The sequence below is a fragment of the Aquabacterium sp. genome (assembly GCF_041915145.1).
GTDB lineage: Bacteria > Pseudomonadota > Gammaproteobacteria > Burkholderiales > Burkholderiaceae_C > Aquabacterium.
The window spans coordinates 1-19,491 of sequence record NZ_JAYSBZ010000066.1 but is presented as its reverse complement, the minus strand read 5'-3'; the positions used below and the strand labels follow the sequence as shown (position 1 = coordinate 19,491).

General features: G+C 68.5%; 18 protein-coding genes, 1 tRNA gene and 1 pseudogene. 18 read left to right on the top strand and 2 right to left on the bottom strand.

Annotation, left to right across the window (positions count from 1 at the left end):
* Window positions 1-259 precede the first annotated feature (259 nt).
* From ACE3SS_RS12030 to ACE3SS_RS11960, 15 genes are all read left to right on the top strand, one after another.
* The gene (locus ACE3SS_RS12030; protein WP_374594222.1) at window positions 260-1,123 is read left to right on the top strand and encodes a flagellin domain-containing protein; all 864 of its coding nucleotides are present in this window, start codon (window positions 260-262) and stop codon (window positions 1,121-1,123) included.
* A 103-nt stretch (window positions 1,124-1,226) separates the two neighbouring features.
* Window positions 1,227-2,675: a flagellar filament capping protein FliD gene (gene fliD, locus ACE3SS_RS12025; RefSeq protein ID WP_374594220.1), complete on the top strand. Its 1,449-nt coding sequence runs from the start codon at window positions 1,227-1,229 to the stop codon at window positions 2,673-2,675.
* 89 nt (window positions 2,676-2,764) lie between these two features.
* A complete protein-coding gene (gene fliS / locus ACE3SS_RS12020) occupies window positions 2,765-3,232 on the top strand; it encodes a flagellar export chaperone FliS (protein WP_374594218.1) in 468 nt (155 codons plus the stop codon).
* Window positions 3,229-3,570, top strand: coding sequence for a flagellar protein FliT (locus ACE3SS_RS12015; RefSeq protein ID WP_374594216.1), 342 nt, complete (start codon window positions 3,229-3,231; stop codon window positions 3,568-3,570). Before fliS ends, ACE3SS_RS12015 begins: the two co-directional genes overlap by 4 nt.
* Before the next feature lie 51 nt (window positions 3,571-3,621).
* A complete protein-coding gene (locus tag ACE3SS_RS12010) occupies window positions 3,622-4,380 on the top strand; it encodes a flagellar brake protein (protein WP_374594214.1) in 759 nt (252 codons plus the stop codon).
* A 46-nt stretch (window positions 4,381-4,426) separates the two neighbouring features.
* On the top strand, window positions 4,427-5,428 hold the full coding sequence (gene hemC, locus ACE3SS_RS12005) for a hydroxymethylbilane synthase (protein ID WP_374594213.1): 1,002 nt from the start codon (window positions 4,427-4,429) through the stop codon (window positions 5,426-5,428).
* Between the two features lie 6 nt (window positions 5,429-5,434).
* Complete coding sequence (locus tag ACE3SS_RS12000) at window positions 5,435-6,250, top strand: uroporphyrinogen-III synthase (protein ID WP_374594211.1); 816 nt, start codon at window positions 5,435-5,437, stop codon at window positions 6,248-6,250.
* The gene (locus ACE3SS_RS11995) at window positions 6,247-7,431 is read left to right on the top strand and encodes a uroporphyrinogen-III C-methyltransferase (RefSeq protein WP_374594209.1); all 1,185 of its coding nucleotides are present in this window, start codon (window positions 6,247-6,249) and stop codon (window positions 7,429-7,431) included. Before ACE3SS_RS12000 ends, ACE3SS_RS11995 begins: the two co-directional genes overlap by 4 nt.
* An 18-nt stretch (window positions 7,432-7,449) precedes the next feature.
* Window positions 7,450-8,697, top strand: coding sequence for a heme biosynthesis HemY N-terminal domain-containing protein (locus tag ACE3SS_RS11990; RefSeq protein ID WP_374594207.1), 1,248 nt, complete (start codon window positions 7,450-7,452; stop codon window positions 8,695-8,697).
* 107 nt (window positions 8,698-8,804) lie between these two features.
* Window positions 8,805-9,815, top strand: a complete 1,011-nt coding sequence (gene msrP, locus ACE3SS_RS11985) for a protein-methionine-sulfoxide reductase catalytic subunit MsrP (protein WP_374594205.1) — start codon at window positions 8,805-8,807, stop codon at window positions 9,813-9,815.
* A 2-nt stretch (window positions 9,816-9,817) separates the two neighbouring features.
* Window positions 9,818-10,486 carry a sulfite oxidase heme-binding subunit YedZ gene (locus tag ACE3SS_RS11980; RefSeq protein WP_374594203.1) on the top strand — a complete coding sequence of 223 codons (669 nt, stop codon included), beginning with the start codon at window positions 9,818-9,820 and terminating at the stop codon, window positions 10,484-10,486.
* Window positions 10,487-10,698: 212 nt separating this feature from the next.
* Complete coding sequence (locus ACE3SS_RS11975) at window positions 10,699-13,008, top strand: response regulator (protein WP_374594224.1); 2,310 nt, start codon at window positions 10,699-10,701, stop codon at window positions 13,006-13,008.
* Between the two features lie 98 nt (window positions 13,009-13,106).
* A tRNA-Arg gene (locus ACE3SS_RS11970) sits at window positions 13,107-13,183 on the top strand.
* Window positions 13,184-13,423: 240 nt separating this feature from the next.
* Window positions 13,424-14,302, top strand: coding sequence for an HDOD domain-containing protein (locus ACE3SS_RS11965; protein ID WP_374594202.1), 879 nt, complete (start codon window positions 13,424-13,426; stop codon window positions 14,300-14,302).
* 114 nt (window positions 14,303-14,416) lie between these two features.
* On the top strand, window positions 14,417-14,737 hold the full coding sequence (locus ACE3SS_RS11960; RefSeq protein WP_374594200.1) for a copper-binding protein: 321 nt from the start codon (window positions 14,417-14,419) through the stop codon (window positions 14,735-14,737).
* Between the two features lie 33 nt (window positions 14,738-14,770).
* On the opposite strand, the gene ACE3SS_RS11955 is transcribed toward ACE3SS_RS11960, so the two are convergent.
* Both ACE3SS_RS11955 and ACE3SS_RS11950 read right to left on the bottom strand, forming a co-directional pair.
* On the bottom strand, window positions 14,771-16,507 hold the full coding sequence (locus ACE3SS_RS11955) for a methyl-accepting chemotaxis protein (RefSeq protein WP_374594198.1): 1,737 nt from the start codon (window positions 16,505-16,507) through the stop codon (window positions 14,771-14,773).
* A 168-nt stretch (window positions 16,508-16,675) separates the two neighbouring features.
* Window positions 16,676-17,170 carry a YqaA family protein gene (locus tag ACE3SS_RS11950; protein WP_374594196.1) on the bottom strand — a complete coding sequence of 165 codons (495 nt, stop codon included), beginning with the start codon at window positions 17,168-17,170 and terminating at the stop codon, window positions 16,676-16,678.
* 279 nt (window positions 17,171-17,449) lie between these two features.
* Here ACE3SS_RS11950 and dusB point away from each other — a divergent pair, with 279 nt between their 5' ends.
* From dusB to purH, 3 genes and pseudogenes are all read left to right on the top strand, one after another.
* Window positions 17,450-18,487 (top strand): tRNA dihydrouridine synthase DusB, encoded by a 1,038-nt coding sequence (gene dusB, locus ACE3SS_RS11945; protein ID WP_374594194.1) that lies wholly within the window; start codon window positions 17,450-17,452, stop codon window positions 18,485-18,487.
* Window positions 18,484-18,720 carry a helix-turn-helix domain-containing protein gene (locus ACE3SS_RS11940; RefSeq protein WP_374594192.1) on the top strand — a complete coding sequence of 79 codons (237 nt, stop codon included), beginning with the start codon at window positions 18,484-18,486 and terminating at the stop codon, window positions 18,718-18,720. The genes dusB and ACE3SS_RS11940 overlap by 4 nt, the downstream gene beginning before the upstream one ends.
* A gap of 28 nt (window positions 18,721-18,748) precedes the next feature.
* Window positions 18,749-19,491 (top strand): annotated as a pseudogene (purH, locus tag ACE3SS_RS11935) (bifunctional phosphoribosylaminoimidazolecarboxamide formyltransferase/IMP cyclohydrolase); the annotation flags it as partial.

The following is a 19,491-nucleotide window of genomic DNA, read 5'->3' as shown; positions in this document are numbered from 1 at the left end:
CAAAGTCATCAAACGACGGGCCTATGGCTACCGCGACGAGGAGTACTTCTTTCTCAAGATCCGCGCAGCCTTCCCCGGAAATCCTCGATGAACCTTTTTTTCTTGCCTGGATTTGGAGGTATTTCCAACCGCTAATCAATCGATCCTCGCGCCAAAACCTGCCGAAAAATATGCCATATCAGGTTTCAGTTTTTGAACCGTAGGCCTGCGAGTACCGGCAAACGTGCCGGCGTCAACGGGATCCTTGAGGAGTGCCGAAATGCCCCAGATCATCAACACGAACTTGGTTTCGCTGAATGCGCAGCGCAACCTGAACCAATCGCAGACTTCGCTGGCCGTGTCCATGCAGCGTCTGTCGTCGGGTCTGCGCGTCAACTCGGCCAAGGACGATGCCGCCGGCCTGGCCATCGCCGAGCGCATGAACGCGCAGATCCGCGGCATGAACGTCGCGGTGCGCAACGCCAACGACGGCATCTCGCTGGCGCAGACCGCCGAAGGCGCGCTGGCCCAGGTCGGCAACTCGCTGCAGCGCATGCGCGAGCTGGCGATCCAGTCGGCCAACGCCACCAACTCCAACAGCGACAAGGATTCGCTGGACAAGGAATTCGGCGAGCTGGCCAAGGAAATCCAGCGCGTGCTGGGTGGCACCACCTTCAACGGCAAGCACATCCTGGGCTCGGAGGCCGGCACGCAGACCTTCCAGGTCGGCGCCAACACCACCAGCAACGACACGATCGATATCACCACCCCCGACATGACGGTGGCCACGCAGATCACGTCGGTGGCGGGCACGGACAACACCGGCCTGGGCCGCTCCAAGATCGACAGCACGGCCAACAGCGCGTCGATCGCCACCGTAATCGCCGCCATCGACACCGCGCTGGACACGGTCAACAACACGCGCGCCACCTTCGGCGCCACGCAGTCGCGCTTCGACGCGGTGATCTCGAACCTGCAGATCTCGGCCGAGAACCAGACCGCCGCGCGCAGCCGGATCATGGACGCCGACTTCGCGGCCGAAACCGCCAATTTGTCACGCGCGCAGATCCTGCAGCAGGCCGGCAACGCGATGGTGGCGCAGGCCAACCAGTTGCCCCAGCAAGTGCTGCAGCTGCTCCGATAAGTTGCCGCCTGCCTCAAGTTTTTTCATCAGGCGCCGATACAACAGTCGACCCGCCCTGCCAGTTCGGCGGCGCGCGGTCGATTTGCCTTGAGGAGTACGCACCATGAGCAGCGTCAGCGGGACCGGAACCGTCAGCTCGGCTGGTGTCGGCAGCGGATTGGACGTCGAATCGATCGTCACCAAGCTGGTGGCTATCGAGAGCCAGCCCATCACCACGCTGAAGACCGCCGAATCGAAGCTGCAGACCCAGCTGTCGGAATGGGGCAAGGTCAAGAGTGCGTTGTCCGACCTGAATGACGCCGCGCAGAAATTGACGCTGCCCAGCACCTGGTCGGCCACCACCGCCACCTCCAGCGACACCACGGCCGTGAACGTGAGCACCGACTCCAAGGCCGTGGCGGGCAGCTACTCGATCAGCGTGACGGCCCTCGCCGCCGCCCAGACCCTGGCCTCGGCGCCGCAGACCGCGGCCACGGCCACGCTGGGCGCGGGCACCTTGCACATCCAGGTGGGCGCGTGGAACAGCGACCAGTCGACGTTCACCGCCAAGTCGGGCACGGCCGCCGTGGACGTGACCATCAGCGCCACCGATACGCTCAACGACATCCGCGACAAGATCAACGCCGCCTCGCCCAACGTGAAGGCCTCGGTGGTCACCGACACCTCGGGGTCGCGACTGGTGCTGCGCGGCACCACGGGCGCGACCAACGGCTTCACGGTCGGCGTGGACGACGGCGACGGCAACAACACCGACGCGGCGGGCTTGTCGGCCCTGGCCTACGACCCCTCGTCAAGCGTAGCCTCGATGACGCAGACCCAGGCTGCCGCCAACTCGGCCGCCACCATCAACGGGCTGCCCGTGAGCGGCACCACGAACACGCTGACCGCGATCGACGGGCTGACCATCCAACTGAGCAAGCTCACATCGGCGGTCGATGTGAACGTGAAGCAAGACACCGACGCCGTCAGCAAGTCGATCAACACCTTCGTCACGGCCTACAACGCGCTGCAAAGCCTGCTGGCCACCGACGTCAAGTACGACGCCGGCACCAAGACGGCCGGTCCGCTGCAGGGCGACAACACCGCCGTCTCGCTGCAAAACCAGATCCGCGCGGTGATGGGCGGCTCGTCGAGCGCCTCGTCGGTGTACACGCGGATGTCGGACATCGGCCTGGCCATCCAGACCGATGGCACGGTGAAGGTGGACAGCACCAAGCTCACCTCGGCGCTCGGCAGCAACCCGACCGAGGTGAAGAAGATGTTCATGACCTATAGCAGCAACGGCGCCTCGACCAGCGACGGCTTCGCGCAGCGCTTTCGCGTCTACAGCGACAACCTGCTCGGCGTGAACGGCGCCGTGACCACCCGCACCAGCGGCATCCAGAAGAGCATCACCAACAGCGACAAGCGCCAGCAACAGTTGCAAGACCAGGTCGATGCCTACGAAAAGCGCATTCGCGCCCAGTACACCGCGCTGGACACGGCCATGGCCAAGTTGAATACCCAATCGAGCTACGTGAGCCAGATGATCACCGCGTGGAATAAGAGCTAACCGGTCGCTTATTGCCGTTTCCCCAACTCAAGTTGGCGAAATGCCCGGTCGATAAGGATGGAAACACCCCAACACTGGAAAGCTGACAGATGTACCGCTCACCTGCCGTCTACCAAAACTCCCCGGGCCACATGGCCAACCTCAGCAGCCTGTATCAGCGCGTGGGCATCGAAACCGGCGTCGATGCCGCCAGCCCTCACCATCTGGTGACCATGCTCTACGACGGGCTGCTCGAATCGATGGCCCTCGCTCGCGGCGCCATCCGCACCAACCAGATCGACGTGAAGTGCCGCGCCCTGACGCGCGCCGTCCGCATCATCGACGAAGGCCTGCGTTGCGCCCTCAACACCGAAGCCGGTGGTGACCTGGCAACCAACCTGAGCGACCTCTATTTCTACGTTTCGGTGCGCCTGACTCGCGCTAATCTGCGCAATGACGACGCCGCCATCGAAGAGTGCATCAAGCTGATCGAACCCCTGCGCCAAGCCTGGGTGAGCATCGGCGCACAAGAACAAGCCTCCGCTCCCGTCCCCTCGATGCAAAAGGTGGTCGCATGAACCTCACTGAAGTTGAAACCCAAGACGCAGACGAACTGGGGCAGACCTTGCTGGGATATTACGAAGCCATCGAACAAGCCAGCCAAGACATGCTGGATGCCGCCCGCACCGGCGACTGGGACACCGTGGTCAAGCTCGAAGGCGCTTGCGCCGTGCTGATCTCGCAGCTCAAGCACGCGGCCAAGCAGCAGGCGCTGGGCCCCGAGGAGCTGCAACTCAAGACCCGCATCATGCAGCGCATCCTGGTCAACGATGCCGAGATCCGCTCGCTGGCCGAGCCCTGGATGGGCGACCTGAGCCGACTGGTCTCGGGCCAGGAGCGCAACACGCTGCATTGATTGAGCGCCCGCCCCTTGTTCCCGTCGTTGCACGAGACGAGTCGATCCATCATGAACACGCAACCGATGCCCATCGGTGACTACAAAAGCTCGCCGTCCCTCGACGAGTACCGCATCTCGTCGCCCGTCGAGACCCAGGCCATCCTCAAGCAACTGTGCGACGGCGGATCGTTCGTGACGCTCTCCGCGCCGGGCGGCGTGTCGTACACCACGCTGATGTGGACGGCCGATCCGCAACGCGGCCACGTGAGCTTCAGCGCCGACCCCGCCGACCCGCAAGTGCCGGCGCTGCTGGAGTCCGGCGAAGCCGTGGCTGCCGGCTACCTCGACAGCATCAAGGTGCAGTTCGACCTCGCGGGCCTGGTGCTGGTGCGCGGGGGCGTCAATGGCGCCGCGCTCAACGCGGAATATCCACGCGAGCTGTTCCGCTTCCAGCGGCGCTCGTGCTTCCGCGTCAAGCCGCTGCACACCCACACCCCCGCGGCCAAGTTGCGCCACCCGGCCATCCCCGACATGCCGCTGGAGCTGCGCGTGCTCGACATCAGCCTGACCGGGCTGGCGCTGTTCCTGCCGCAAGACGTGCCCGCCATCGACGCTGGCGTGAAGATCGGCCGCTGCCTGGTCGACCTCGACGCCGATACCCAGCTCGACATCGGCTTGCATGTGCACCACATCACCTCGCTCAACCCCAGCTCGAAAGGCGTGCGCCTGGGCTGCGAGATGACCGGGCTCGACGGCGGCAGCATGCGCGCCCTGCAGCGCTACATCGACTACACGCAAAAGCGCCGCCGCGATCTCGGCACGGCCTGACCTCGCGCAGCGCGCCCCCGGGCAGGCTCGGTGTAGCATCCCGCGCATGCTGGATTCCACACTGCCTCCCTGGGTGATCGCCACGCGCGAGAGCCGCCTGGCCTTGTGGCAGGCCGAACACGTTCGCGACCTGCTGCAAACCCGCTTCCACCGTCGCGTCGACCTGCTTGGCATGACCACGCGCGGCGACCAGATCCTGGACCGCGCGCTCTCCAAGGTGGGCGGCAAGGGCCTGTTCGTCAAGGAGCTGGAGGTCGCCCTCGAAGGCGGCCACGCCCATCTGGCGGTGCACTCGTTGAAAGACGTGCCGATGGAGCTGCCCGACGGCTTCGTGCTGGCCGCCATCATGGAACGCGAAGACCCGCGCGACGCCTTCGTCTCGCCGCGCTACGCCAACCTGGCCGAGTTGCCGCACGGCGCGGTGGTGGGCACGTCGAGCCTGCGCCGCGTGGTGCAGCTGCGCGCGCTGCGCCCCGATCTGCGCATCGAACCCTTGCGCGGCAACCTCGACACACGCCTGGGCAAGCTCGACGCCGGCCAGTACGACGCCATCGTGCTCGCCGCCGCCGGCCTCAAGCGCCTCGGCCTGGGCGAGCGCATCCGCAGCGTGTTCGAGCCCGAGCAGATGCTGCCCGCCGCCGGGCAGGGCGCGCTGGGCATCGAGATCCGCACCAGCCAGGTCGAACTCGCCGCCGCGCTCGGCACGCTGCTGCATACCCCGACCTGGCTCGCGGCGCACGCCGAGCGCGCCGTGTCGCGCGCCCTGGGTGGCAGCTGCAGCATGCCGCTGGCCGCCTTCGCCACCTGGCAGGGCGAGCAACTCGTGATGCGCGCGGCGCTGGGCCACCCCACCGACACCGCCGTCCAGCTGCTGCGCGCCGAGCAACGCGCCGCCGTGACCGACACCGCCAGCGCCGAGGCGCTCGGCCTGGCCGTCGCGACGCAATTGCGCAGCCAAGGCGGCGAGGCCATCCTCGCCACCCTGCCGCCGCCCGAACGCGAGGCCAACCCGGGCGCCGCCCCCGGCGCGCGGGACGGCAGCCGCTGAGCAGGCATGCGGGTACTCGTCACGCGGCCTGAGCAGCAAGCCCAAGCCTGGGCCACGCAGTTGCGCGAAGCCCTGCCGGCGCATCAAGCCATCGCCCTGCCGCTGATCGACATCGCGGCGCCGCGCCACACCGAGCCCGTCACCCAGGCCTGGACCACACTTGCCGATGACCGGCTGGCGGTGTTCGTCAGCCCCAGCGCCGCGCAATGGTTCTTCGCGCTGCGCCCCGATCACGTGGCCGCGACTTGGCCGGCGCGCACGCAAGCCGCCGCCCCCGGCCCGGGCACCGGCAGCGTCTTGGCCGAGCTGGGCGTGCCGGCCAGCCAGGTGCTGGCGCCGGCGCCCGACGCCGCCCAGTTCGACTCCGAGACCCTCTGGGCCCGGTTGGGCGGCCTCGAGCAAGACTGGGCCGGCGCCAAGGTGCTGATGGTCTGCGGCGGCGACGACGAGCAGGCGCGCGGCCGCCCCTGGCTCACCCAGCAGCTGCAAGCCCGCGGCGCCACCGTGCACACCATCGTCACCTACCAGCGCCGCGCGCCGCAGTTCAACGCCGAACAGCTGGCGCAATGCGAGACCGCGCTGCGCGAGCCGGCGCAACACGCGTGGCTGTTCAGCAGCTCCGAAGCCATCGGCCACCTGATCGAGCTGCAACGCGCGCACGGCTGGCCCGCCCCGGGCCCCGCGTCCATCGCCCTGGCCACCCACCCGCGCATCGCCGAGACCGCGCAGGCCGCCGGCTTCGGCCGCGTCGAACGCACCCGCCCCGCGCTGCCCGATGTGGTCGCCGCGCTGCAGGCGCTCGATACAATCGTTTCACCGTGACCGAGCCGCAAACCCCCGCCCCCTCCGCCGACGCGTCCTCCGCGCCCCAGGCCGCCCCGCCCACCGCGCCCGCCCCCGTGGTGGTGCCCGCTGCGGTGCCCACGGCGGGGCTCGACTTCACCAAGATCCTGCTCAGCGTGCTGATCGCCGTGAGCATCGTGGCGGTGTGGCAGGGCTGGACGGCCTCGCAGCGCGTCAAGAATCTCGAGCGCGAGCTGGTCAAGCGCCAGCAGGACAGCGCTCGCGCCGCCACCGAGGCCCGCCTGATCGCCACCGAGTCGCAGACCGCGGCGCGCGACACCGTGGCCCGCACGGCCCTGCTCGAAGCCCGCCTGGCCGAAGTGGCGCTGCAGCGCGGCCAGCTCGAAGACCTGATCCAGTCGCTCAGCCGCTCGCGCGACGAAAACCTGGTGGTCGACATCGACGCCTCGCTGCGCGTGGCCCAGCAGCAAGCCGCCCTCACCGCGAGCGCCGAGCCGCTGGTCACGGCCCTCAAGTCGGCCGACGACCGCATCGCCCGCACCCACCAGCCCCGGCTCGACCGCGTGCGCCGCGCGCTGGCCCGCGACCTCGACCGCGTCAAGTCGGTGGGCCTGGCCGATACCGCGTCGCTGGTGATCAAGCTCGACGAAGCGATTCGCCTGGTCGACGAACTGCCGCTGGTCAACGACCGCCTGAGCAACGACGACGCCCCGGCGGCCGGCCCCGCCACCGCCGCCTCCGCCAACGGCAAAGCCGCTCCGGGCCCCGCCCACGCGGCATCGGCCGTTGCGGCCAGCAGCGACTGGCTCAACGCCGAGTGGCTGCAGTGGGGCCGCACGGCGTGGGACCAGGTCGCCACCGCCTTCTGGAAGGAAACCCGCTCGCTGATCCGCGTGCGCCGCATCGAGCACCCCGACGCCATGCTGCTGAGCCCCGAGCAAGGCTACTTCGCCCGCGAGAACCTCAAGCTGCGCCTGCTCAACGCCCGCATGGCGCTGCTGAGCCGGCAATACAGCACCGCGCAGAACGACCTGCGCTCCAGCCAGCAGGCGCTGAGCCGTTATTTCGACGCCGCGTCGCGCAAGACGCTGTTGGCGCGCGACCTGGTGCAGCAGGTGCTGGCGCAAAGCGTGCGGGCCGATCTGCCGCGCCTCGACGAAACCTTCGCGGCCCTGTCCGCCGTGGCCGCCGGCCGCTGAGCACGAGGCACCTACCCCATGCGCGTCGTCGTCTGGCTGTTGTTGATCGCCATCGTGGCCGTGGTGGCCGCGGGCACCCTGGGCGCCAACGATGGCCTGGTGTCGCTCTACTGGAGCGGCTGGCGGGTCGATCTGTCGCTCAACTTCTTCCTGATCGGGCTGCTGCTGATCTGCCTGGCGCTCTACTCGATCGTGCAGACGCTCGATTCGCTGCTCGGCCTGCCGCGCCGTGCGCAGCGCTGGCGCGTCTCGCGTCGCGACCGCGTCGGCCAGGCCGCCCTGCGCGAAGCCCTGGCCCAGTTGCTGGCTGGGCGCTACAGCCGCGCGCACAAGATGGCCCAGCGCGCCATCACGATCCAGGCCCAAACACCCGAGATCGAGGCCGACCCCGAATTCACTGCACTGGGCCACCTGTTGTCGGCCAGCAGCCTGCACCGCCTGCAGGACCGCCCACGCCGCGACGAACACCTGAGCCTGGCGCTGGCCAACGCCCGCCGCAAACGCGGCACCAGCCCGAGCGAAGAAGCCGCACAGTTGCTGGCCGCCGAATGGGCCATCGACGACCGCCGTGCCGAGCAAGCCCTGAGCGACCTCAGCGCCATGCCCCCCGGCCTGGGCCGCCGCACCCAGGCGCTGCGCCTGCGCCTGCAAGCCGCCCGCCTGGCCAACCAGCCGCTCGAAGCGCTGCGCACCGCGCGCCTGCTGGCCAAGCACGGCGGCATCTCCAGCACCGCAGCCGAAGGCCTGCTGCGCACCCTGGCCATGGCCGCGCTCGACGCCGCGCGCGACGCCGATCAGCTGCGCCAGCAGTGGCAACAGCTCGATGGCGCCGATCGCAAGGACCCCTACGTGGCCGCGCATGCCGTGACGCTCATCGGGCAGTTCGGCGCGCCAGACGACGGCCGCGCCTGGCTGCGCCCCTTCTGGGACCGCCTGGGCAGCCTCAGCGCAGAAGAACGCGCCCAGCTGGCGCAAGCGATGGCGCACTGCGTGGCCGGCCTGCCGGCCGACTGGCTGCCGCGCCTCGAAGGCGCGCACCAGACCTACCCGCGCGAGCCGATGGTGTCCTACGCGGTCGGCCGCGCCCTGGCCGAGCGTCAGTTGTGGGGCAAGGCCCGCCGCCTGCTCGAAAACGCCGCGCAAGAGCCCACCCTGCCAGCAGCCTGCCGGCGCGATGCCTGGCTCTTCCTGGCCACGCTGGCCGATCAGGAACAACGCCCCGACGACGCCGCCGACTGCTACCGCCGCGCTGCGCGCAGTCTCTGAGCCGCAGCGGCTGGCCCGGGTCCGCCGCGCGACAACCCTGCCCGGAACTCGCCCACGCCGGGCGTGTCAGACTCCAGTCGCCCCCGCCCGGGGCGCCGGAGACCGCCATGCCCACCCGCCCCCCCTCTGCCGCCGATCAGCCGGCACCGTCCGAGATCACCCCGCGCGATGTCTATGAGCAGCGCCGCCACTGGCTGCAGCTGATGGCCTCGGGCGTGGCCGGCGCCGCGCTGGCCGGCTGGGCGCAACGCGAGGCCTGGGCCGAGTCGCCGCTGGCCTCGCTCACCCCGCGCCCCGGCAAGCTGGCCCCCCTGCCATCCGTGCGCAGCGGCGTGGCCGGCGGCACGACGATGGACAAGCTCACCAGCTACCGCGACGTCAGCTCGTACAACAACTTCTACGAATTCGGCACCGACAAGTCCGACCCCGCCGACATGGCCGGCTCGCTCAAGCCCCGCCCCTGGACGGTGACGGTGGACGGCGAGTGCGCCAAGCCACGCACCTTCGGGCTCGACGACCTGCTCAAGCTCGGCGCGATGGAAGAACGCATCTACCGGCTGCGCTGCGTCGAGGGCTGGTCGATGGTGATCCCGTGGGTGGGCTACTCGCTGGCCGAGTTGCTCAAGCGGGTCGAACCCACCAGCCGCGCCAAATACGTCGAATTCACCTCGCTGGCCGACCCGAAGCAGATGCCCGGCGTGCGCTCGCGCGTGCTCGACTGGCCCTACGTCGAAGGCCTGCGGCTCGACGAAGCCATGCACCCGCTCACGCTGCTGGCCTTCGGCCTGTACGGCGAAGTGCTGCCCAACCAGAACGGCGCGCCGCTGCGCCTGGTGGTGCCCTGGAAGTACGGCTTCAAGAGCGCCAAGTCGATCGTGCGCATCCGCCTAGTCGAAAAGCAACCGCAGACGGCCTGGAACAAGGCCGCGCCGAACGAATACGGCTTCTACTCGAACGTCAACCCGCAGGTCGACCACCCGCGCTGGAGCCAGGCCACCGAGCGGCGCATCGGCGAAGACGGGTTGTTCACCAAGAAGCGCCCGACGCTGATGTTCAACGGCTACGGCGCGCAAGTCGCTTCGCTGTACGCTGGGCTCGATTTGCGAGCCAACTTTTGAGCATGGCGGCCCAGGCATCCACCGCGCAACCGGGGCGGGCCGCGCGCCCCGCGTCGCAGGGTCTACCCAGCCGCGTGCTGCTGCACCCTGCCGCCAAGCCGCTGCTGTTCGTGCTGGCACTGCTGCCGCTGGTCTGGCTGACGTGGGGCGCGGCCACCGATGCGCTCGGCGCCAACCCGGCCGAGGCGCTGATCCGCCGCCTGGGCGACTGGACGCTGCGCGGGCTGTGCCTGACGCTGGCCGTCACCCCGCTGCGCCAGCTCACCGGCTGGGCGGCGCTGGCGCGCTTTCGGCGCATGCTGGGCGTCTTCACCTTCTTTTACGGCTGCCTGCACCTGCTGGCCTACGCCTGGCTCGACAAGAGCCTGCTGCTGCCCGACATCACCCTCGACATCGCCAAGCGGCCGTTCATCCTGGTCGGCTTCGCCACCTGGGCCTTGATGGCGCCCCTGGCCGCCACCTCGTTCAACCGCGCCATCAAGTGGCTGGGCGCGGCACGCTGGCAGGCGCTGCACCGGCTGGTCTACCTGCTCGCGCCGCTGGCGGTGCTGCATTTCTTCTGGATGCGCGCCGGCAAGCACAACTTCCTGGCCGTCTACGTCTATGGCGGCGTGCTGGCCGCCCTGCTGGCCTGGCGCGTGCTGCGCCGGCTGCTGCGACCGGCGAACTGAATCCTGAAAAGGGCCTACTGGGGTCTGTACTAGCAGCACGCCCCGCCCGGAGGATCGCAATGCTGCAATGCAGCAGCGGGGCTGCAGTGCCGTTTGGTCAACCCCGCTACTTTGTGCACTCGCTGTACCTGCCCGCACGGCAGGCTGAACCAGGGGTCCAAATCGTGGGCGATAACCTGCCTTTGCTCCCGCTCTCGCAACCGCACACCTTGATGCTGTTGCTGATCGAGGACAGTGAACCGGATCAACTCCTGATCCGCGAGAACCTGCGCCGCGGCTGTCACCTGCCCCATGAAGTGGTCTGCGCGACCAGCTTGCAAGACGGTTTGGATCAGTTGCGCGCCGCGCGCTTCGACCTCGTGCTGTGCGACCTCTCCCTGACCGACGCCCGCGGGCTTCAAGCAGTGCAGACGCTCACCACGCAGTGGCCGCAGGTGCCATTGGTGGTGCTGACCGGCAATGACGACCCGCAACTCTCGGGCACCTTGATCGAGCTCGGCGCGCAAGACCACCTGCTCAAGCAACATCTCTCGTCGTACTGGCTGGGCCGCGCGATCGAACACGCGCTGGAGCGCCACAAGCTGCGGCTCTCGCTCGAATCAACCGAGGAGCAGCTGCGCACGATTCTCGACTCGACCATCGAGGCCATCGTCGGTATCGACGCCCACGGCCGGGTTGCCTATGCCAACGCCGCCTGCGCGCGCCTGCTCGAGCAGCCCGCGCGGGCGCTGCTCGGGCAACCGGCCGATCAGGTGCTGGCGCGCTCCGAACTCGGCGAGCTGTGCAAGAGCTGGATCGACCAGCACGCCGCCGCCCCCACCGCCGGCACCGGCCTGCGCGGCCCGGCCACGCTGCACCGAGCCAACGGGCAGGAGATCGCACTCGAGTACTCGCTGAACCCGATGTGCCACAAGCACGGCGCGGGCGGCGCGGTGCTCGTGCTGCAAGACGTGAGCGAGCGGCAGCGCTCGGAGCGGGCCGCCGCGCTGGCGCTGCAGCAGGCCGAGCAACTGGCGCGCGTGCGCAGCGAATTCGTGGCCAACATGAGCCACGAGATCCGCACGCCGCTCAACGGCATCATCGGGCTGACCGACGTGATGCTGCTGCAGAAGCGGCTCGATGCCGACAGCAGCAAGCTGTTGCGTCACATCCAGGAGTCGGGCCACCTGCTGCTGGCGGTGGTCAACCAGATCCTCGACTTCTCGAAGATCGAAGCCGGCAAGCTGGAGCTCGAAAGCCAGCCCTTCTCGCTGGCCGAGGTGATCGACCAGGCGGTCGGCACCAACATGCCGGCGGTGCAGGCCAAGGGCTTGCACTTCTCGATCGAAGAGGCCCCCGACCTGCCAGCCAAACTGATGGGCGACCGCATGCGCCTGACGCAAGTGCTGGTCAACCTGATCAACAACGCCGTCAAGTTCACGCCACACGGCTCGATCGGGTTGTCGGCGGAGGTCGATCTGCACCACACCGCGACGCCCAAGCTGGTGCTGCGCGTCACCGACTCGGGCGTGGGCCTGAGCGAGCAGCAGATCGAGCGCCTGTTCGACGCCTTCGTGCAGGCCGACACCTCCACCACCCGGCGCTTCGGCGGCACGGGGCTGGGGCTGACCATCAGCCAACGCATCATCAACCTGATGGGCGGCAGCATCCGCGCAGCGAACCGGCCCGCTGGCGGCGCGGTGTTCGAGATCGTGCTGCCGCTGGGCAACGACTACCAGGCCCAGGCGCCCACCACGACCTGCCCGGTCAAGCTGGTGGGGCTGCCAGCGCTCGAGGCCCAGAGCTTTGCCGCCGAGCTGCAAGCCTGGCACGCCGAGGTGCGCACGATCGACTCCTTCGGCCACCTCAGCCGCTGGGATCTCACCGGCCCCGAAGCCGAGATCCTGGTGCTGCCAGCCGAGGCCCTGTCCGACCCCGTGACGCGCCACCACGTGCACGCCGCGCTCGATGCCGGGCGCTGTGTCGCCGTGGCCACCTCGGTGGGGCAACCGTGGTCGATGGCGGCCGAATACGCCGGGCAGGTGATCCCGCTGGATCGCCCGCTACGCGCCCGCCATCTGTTCGAGCGCTGCCTGCCCGTGGCTGCCGCCGGGCAGAAGCCCAGCGTCACGGGCCGCCTCACCGGCGTCCACATCCTGGCCGCCGAAGACAACCGCATGAACCAGATGGTGCTGCAGCAGCTGCTCGAGCACGAAGGCTGCGCCGTCACGCTGGCCATCAACGGCGAACACGCGCTGTCCACCCTGCAAGACCGCGGCAGCAACGAGTTCGATCTGGTGCTGGCCGACATCCAGATGCCCGGCATGGACGGCTACGAACTCTCGCGCCGCATCGCCCGGCTCGACCCGCTGCTGCCGGTGCTCGCCCTCACCGCCAGCACCCTGCCCGAAGACCGCTACCGCAGCTTCGAGGCTGGCATGCGCGAGCACATCGTCAAGCCCGTCGATCTGGACACCCTGGTCGCCTGCATCCACCGCCACAGCCGCACCCATCTGGGCTCCGCCACCTCGCTGCCGCACTGACCCTCCGCACGCAACCTGGCCTGCGACGCCAGAGTTTTCACATGCTCGTCATGGCATTTGCACACGCCACGAAAAACATGCTATAGTTTCGTTCTTGCGCGGCTGTAGCTCAGTTGGATAGAGTACTTGGCTACGAACCAAGGGGTCGTGGGTTCGAATCCTGCCAGCCGCACCAGAATTTAGGTTCTAGATCAAGGGGTTACCGAAAGGTAGCCCCTTTGTCTTTCTGGGTTGACATTTGCACGCCATCCGGGGGGGCGGGCGCCCCGAGGCCGGTTGTCCGCGCCCAGCCGGCTCGGCATGTGGAGCTTTTCGCGGGGGGCTGTGACTTCATGCCGACAGCGCAGCGCGAGCAGCGTCGCGGCAGGCAACAATGGCGTCAATCGCCTGAGCTGGTCATTGAAAGTCTGCCGCCGTGAACGCTGCCTCCGCCACCCCCTACAACCCCAACGACGCTTCGGCGATTCAGCGCGAGCTCGATCAGTTGCGCAAGCAAGGGCCGCTGCAGCACATCGTGATCCCGCCGTGCCCTGAGCTGCTGACGCGGCTGCAAGCCGCGATGGCGAGCGCCGAGCCCGATCTGAACGAGGTGGCACGCATCGCCGCCAGCGACGTGGCCATGTCGGCCACCCTGCTGCGCTGCGCCAACAGCCCGATGTATGCGGCCGGCCAGCCCGCGCAGACCATCGGCCAGGCCATGAACCGGCTCGGCCTGGAGCAGACCGCCGCCGTGCTCACCGGCTTCCTGGCGCAGCGCGCCATCCGCGTCACCAGCCCGCACCTCAAGCGCTATTGGGAGCGCGCCACCAAGCGCGCCCTGGCCATGGAATTCATTGCCGGCAAGCTGCCGGGGGCGTCGCCCGACGTGGCCCACACCTACGGGCTGTTCTGTCACGTCGGGATGCCGGTGATGCTGCAGAGCGTGAAAGACTACGCCGGCACGGTCGTCGAGGCCAATGCGCGCATCGATCGCTCGTACACCGCCACCGAGAACGCCAACCACCGCACCGATCACGCCGTGGTGGGCGCGCTGGTGGCGCGAGTCTGGAACCTCGCGCCCAGCGTGATGGCCGCGATCCGGCTGCACCACGATTTCGACATGCTGGGCGAGCGCGGCACGCAAGCCGAAGTGCAGACCCTGGTGGCCGAGCATTTCGTGCGCAATCACGAAGGCCTGGAGTCCGACGTCGACTGGAACACCCACGCCGCCGCCGCGCTACGATGGCTGGATGTCAGCGGCGATGAGCTGAGCATCTGGGAAGACGAGTTGCAGGCCACGCTCGACGCGGCCTGATGCGCGCTGCGGCCGATCAGCCGCTCCGGCGTCGAACACCCCCTGCGAGCCCCGTTGCCGCGCGCTGTCATCGCCGCCCGGGCGTTCCGCGTTGTAGTTCTCAAGGAGGCAATCATGTCGCACACCACCCGCTATCCGCTCTCGATCACCCGCCGCACCGCGCTCGTGCTGGCGTCAATGCTGCTGGCGTCGGCGGCCCACGCGCAATCGAACGAATCGCTGGGAGAAATCCGCAAGGTCGATGCGGCCGCAGCCAAGGTCACGCTCAAGCACGGCGAGATCAAGAATCTCGACATGCCGCCCATGACCATGACCTACCGCGTCAAGGACAAGGCCTTGCTCAACGGCGTGGCCGTCGGCGACAAGGTGCTGTTCACCGCAGAGAAGATCGACGGGCAGTACGTGGTGACCACGCTCAAGCTCGCCGGCAAGTAAGCCGGGCTTCGCGCGGCGAAGTCAGCCCCGAAGTCAGAACGTTTCCCAGTCGGATTCGCCCGCAGGCATGGCCGCGGCGGGCATGGCCGCGGCGACTGCGGCGGGCTCGGCGCGCCGGGGCTCGACTCGCGCAGGCTGAGCGACTCGCGGCGCCGGGCTGCTCGCAGCCGGCGTCCGGTGGCTCGGCGCCGGCGCGGCGCTGGGCAGCCCGACGCTGCCGCCGCCCACGTCGAAGATCGATACCACCTTGTGCAGACGCGCAGCCTGCTCGCTGAGCGAACTGGCCGCCGCGGCCGACTCCTCGACCAGCGCCGCGTTCTGCTGCGTCATCTGATCGAGCTGGTTGACGGCCGTGTTGACCTGGCCGATGCCGTCGCGCTGCTCGTTGGTGGCCGCCGAGATCTCGGCCATCAGATCGGACACGCGCTGCACGCTTTGCAGGATGTCCTGCATGGCTTGGCCGGCATCGCCGACGAGGCGCGCCCCCGACTCGACGGTCTCGACCGACGCGCCGATCAAGGTCTTGATTTCCTTGGCCGCGTTGGCGCTGCGCTGCGCCAGGTTGCGCACCTCGGCCGCCACCACGGCAAAACCGCGCCCCTGCTCGCCAGCGCGGGCGGCCTCGACCGCCGCGTTCAACGCCAGGATGTTGGTCTGGAAGGCAATGCCGTCGATCACCGAGATGATGTCGGCGATCTTGCGGCTCGATCCGGTGATCTGGTCCATGTTGGAGACGACCTGCATCACCACCTCGCTGCCATGTTGCGCGGCTTGCGTGGCGCTGCCAGCGAGCTGATTGGCCTGACGCGCCGTGTCGGCTGCCTGCCCCACGGTGGTGGTGAGGTGCTCCATCGACGAAGCCGTCTCTTGCAGGTTGGACGCGGCCTGCTCGGTGCGCGACGACAGATCGTGGTTGCCGGTGGCGATCTCGGCCGATGCGGTGGACACCGATTCGACGCCGCGCCGCACCTCGCCCACCAGTTCGCGCAGGCGCCCGACCATGCCGCCCAGCGCGCGGGTCAGCTCGGCCACTTCGTCGTGGCCGTTGGCGTCCAGCGCGCGGGTGAGGTTGCCCTCGGCCACCTCGCGGGCCAGCGTCAGCGCCCGTTGCAGCGGCGGCACGATGGCCGAGCGAATCGCCATGCCCAGCAGCAGCGCGCCCGCCAGGGTCGCCACGATCACGCCGATGATCCAGTTGCGCGCGCGCCGATAGCTCGCGCCGGCCGCGTCGTCCGCCGCCTGCGCCGCGTGATCGTTGAACTCGCTCATCGCGTGCGCGGCCTTCATGGTCGCGTCGAATTTCTTCAGGCTGGCGCCCATGGCCAAGGCCGAGGCCCCCGCCGCGTCTCCGGCCGCGGCCAGATCCTGCAACTGCTTGCTGGTGGCCATGTAGTCGTCCCAAGCGCTCGAAAACGCCTGATACAGCGCGCGCTCCTGGTCGTTGGCCAGGGCGTCGGCGTAAGACTTGCGGTATTGCTCCACCGTGGCCAGCCCGTCCTTCAGCCGCGCCAGCGTCACCTGCCGATCTGCGTCGCCGGTAGCCAGCAGCAGGCGGTATTCGCGCACGCGGTAGCGCGTGGCGGCCTCGCTGATCGACAACGCGTCGCGCACGCCGGCAATGTTGTAGACCACGATGTCGTGGCCGGTTTCATAGACTCGGTTGAGCTGAACCAGCGCGAAGCCGCCCACAGCCGCCAAGGCCAGCAGGACGGCGCCGAATCCGGCGGTGAGCTTGCCGCCCACGGACAAACGAGAAAGCAAGACATTCATACGCGCTCCAGAAGCATCCGCAAAAAAACGGGACAAGGCGAGCGCCGTCACAACCAACCCGCTCGCATGGGGATGCGTATTTATCGGCCCGAACGGGGCGCGACAAAAGAGGAAATAAACACGGATTTGCACGACTGCTGCCGCAAATGCGCGGCAGGCGCCCCGGCATCACGGCGAGAACTGCCCGGGGACGACCCCCAGCAGCGCCGCCGTCATCACCACGTAGCGGCCCAGCTTGCCCACGGCCATGTAGCCCAGGCACGGCCAGAACGGCAGGCGCAGCCAGCCGGCCACGGCGCACAGCGGATCGCCCACCACGGGCAGCCAGGCCAGCAGGCAGGCCTTGGCGCCGAAGCGCCGCAGCCATTGCAGGGCGCGCGCCTCAGCGGAGTGATGCGTGGCCCGCTCGTAGACGCGCTCGGCGCCCCGGCCCATCCACCAGCTCACGGCCCCGCCCAGCGTGTTGCCCACCGTGGCGACCAGCACCGCCGGCCAGAACAGCTCGGGCTGCAGCTTGACCAGCCCGAACACCGCCGGCTCCGAGCCCAACGGCAGCAGCGTGGCCGACACGAACGCGACGATGAAGACCGCGCCCAGCCCGACCTGCGGCAAGGCCAGCCAGTGCAAGGTCGAGGCGATGAACGCGGTGAGCCAAGCTTCCATGGACAGCGATTGTCGGCGAGCGCGCCGATGGCTTCGACAACCGCCCGCCCAAGTCAGCAAGCACCCACTGGCGCCGGCAATTCGACAACGGCGCCCCGGAGCGGCTCGACGGCGACGCGCTCGTTGCAAGCAGCGTGACGTGCAACAAAAATTGGCAAAACGGACCCTGCTGGCGCCGGTTTCGGACGGCTATACTCTGCCTCCTTTTTAGGCAACCCGATTGACCGGATCGCACGCCGCGTTGCCTCTGATCCTGCCGCCCCCACGCCCCTCACCACCATGCACATCGGCTCGTTCGAGTTGCCCAACCGTCTCTTCGTGGCCCCGATGGCCGGCGTGACGGACCGGCCGTTTCGCCAGCTCTGCAAGCGGCTGGGCGCGGGCTACGCGGTGAGCGAGATGATCACGTCGCGCCGCGACTTGTGGAACAGCCTCAAGACCGCGCGCCGCGCCAACCACGAGGGCGAGGGCGCGCCGATCGCCGTGCAGATCGCCGGCACCGACGCGCAGATGATGGGCGAGGCCGCGGCCTACAACATCGACCGCGGCGCACAGATCATCGACATCAACATGGGCTGCCCCGCCAAGAAGGTCTGCAACAAGTGGGCGGGCTCGGCGCTGATGCAGGACGAAGCGCTGGCGCTGTCCATCGTCGAGGCCGTGGTGGCCGCCTGCGCGCCGCGCGGCGTGCCCGTCACGCTCAAGATGCGTACCGGCTGGTGCCAGCAACACAAGAATGCCGTGAGCATCGCCCGCGCCGCCGAGGCCGCCGGCGTGAGCCTGCTCACCGTGCATGGCCGCACCCGCGAGCAAGGCTACCGGGGCGCAGCCGAGTACGACACCATTGCCGCCGTCAAGGCCGCCGTGCGGGTGCCGGTGGTGGCCAACGGCGATATCACCTCGCCACGCAAGGCCGCCGCCGTGCTGGCCGCCACCGGGGCCGACGCCATCATGATCGGCCGCGCCGCCCAAGGCCGGCCCTGGATCTTCGGCGACGTGGCGCACTTCCTGGCCACCGGCGCCGAGCGCCCCACGCCGCGCACGCAACTGGTCAAGCAGTGGCTCGTCGAGCACCTGCACGACCACTACAGCCTGTACGACGAATACATCGGCGTGCGTACGGCGCGCAAGCACATCGGCTGGGCCGTGCGCTCGCTGCCCGGCGGCGAAGCCTTTCGGGCCCGCATGAACACGCTACAAAGCTGCGCCGAACAAATCGCCGCCCTGACCGATTTTTTTGACCAACTCAGCCTGCATCACGAGCACCTGCCTCCGTGCGACGACGCAGCGCTCACCCAACACGCCGAGGCCGCATGAGCAAGAAACTGATCGAAGACAGCGTGCGCTCCACGCTGCAAACCTACTTTCGCGATCTGCGCGGCGCCGACCCGCATTCGATGTACGACATGATCGTCAACACCGTCGAGCGCCCGCTGCTCGAAGAGGTGCTGCGCCAGGCCGACGGCAACCAGTCGCGCGCCGCCGAGTGGCTGGGCATCAACCGCAACACGCTGCGCCGCAAGCTCGTCGAGCACAAGCTCGTCAAATGATTTTCAGCTCTTTAAAACAAAGCACACCATGACCGCACTCACCGCCCTGCTCTCGGTTTCCGACAAGACCGGCATCGTCGAATTCGCCCAAGCGCTGCACGCTCAAGGCGTGCGCCTGCTGTCCACCGGCGGCACCGCCAAGCTGCTGGCTGAAAAAGGCCTGCCCGTGACCGAAGTGGCCGCGATCACCGGCTTCCCCGAGATGCTCGACGGCCGCGTGAAGACGCTGCACCCGCGCGTGCACGGCGGCATCCTGGCGCGTCGTGATCTGCCCGAGCACATGGCCGCGCTCAAAGAACACGGCATCGACACCATCGACCTGCTGGTGGTCAACCTCTACCCCTTCGCGCAAGCCACCGCCAAGGCCGACTGCACGCTGGCCAACGCCATCGAGAACATCGACATCGGCGGCCCGACCATGCTGCGCTCGGCGGCCAAGAACTGGCAGGACGTGGCCGTGATCATCGACCCGGTCGACTACGAGCAAGTGCTCACCGAGATGAAGGCCGGCCAGATCACCCGCACGACCAAGTTCATGCTGGCCAAGAAGGTGTTCGCCCACACCGCCGCCTACGACGGCATGATCACCAACTACCTGACTTCGCTGGAAGCCGGCGCCGAGCTCGAAACCGAAGCCGTGCCCTCCAAGGCCGAGTACCCCGCCGTCTACAACCTGCAGCTGCACAAGGTGCAAGGCATGCGTTACGGCGAGAACCCGCACCAGTCGGCGGCCTTCTACCGCGAGGCCAGGCCCGGAGTCAGCCTGCTGTC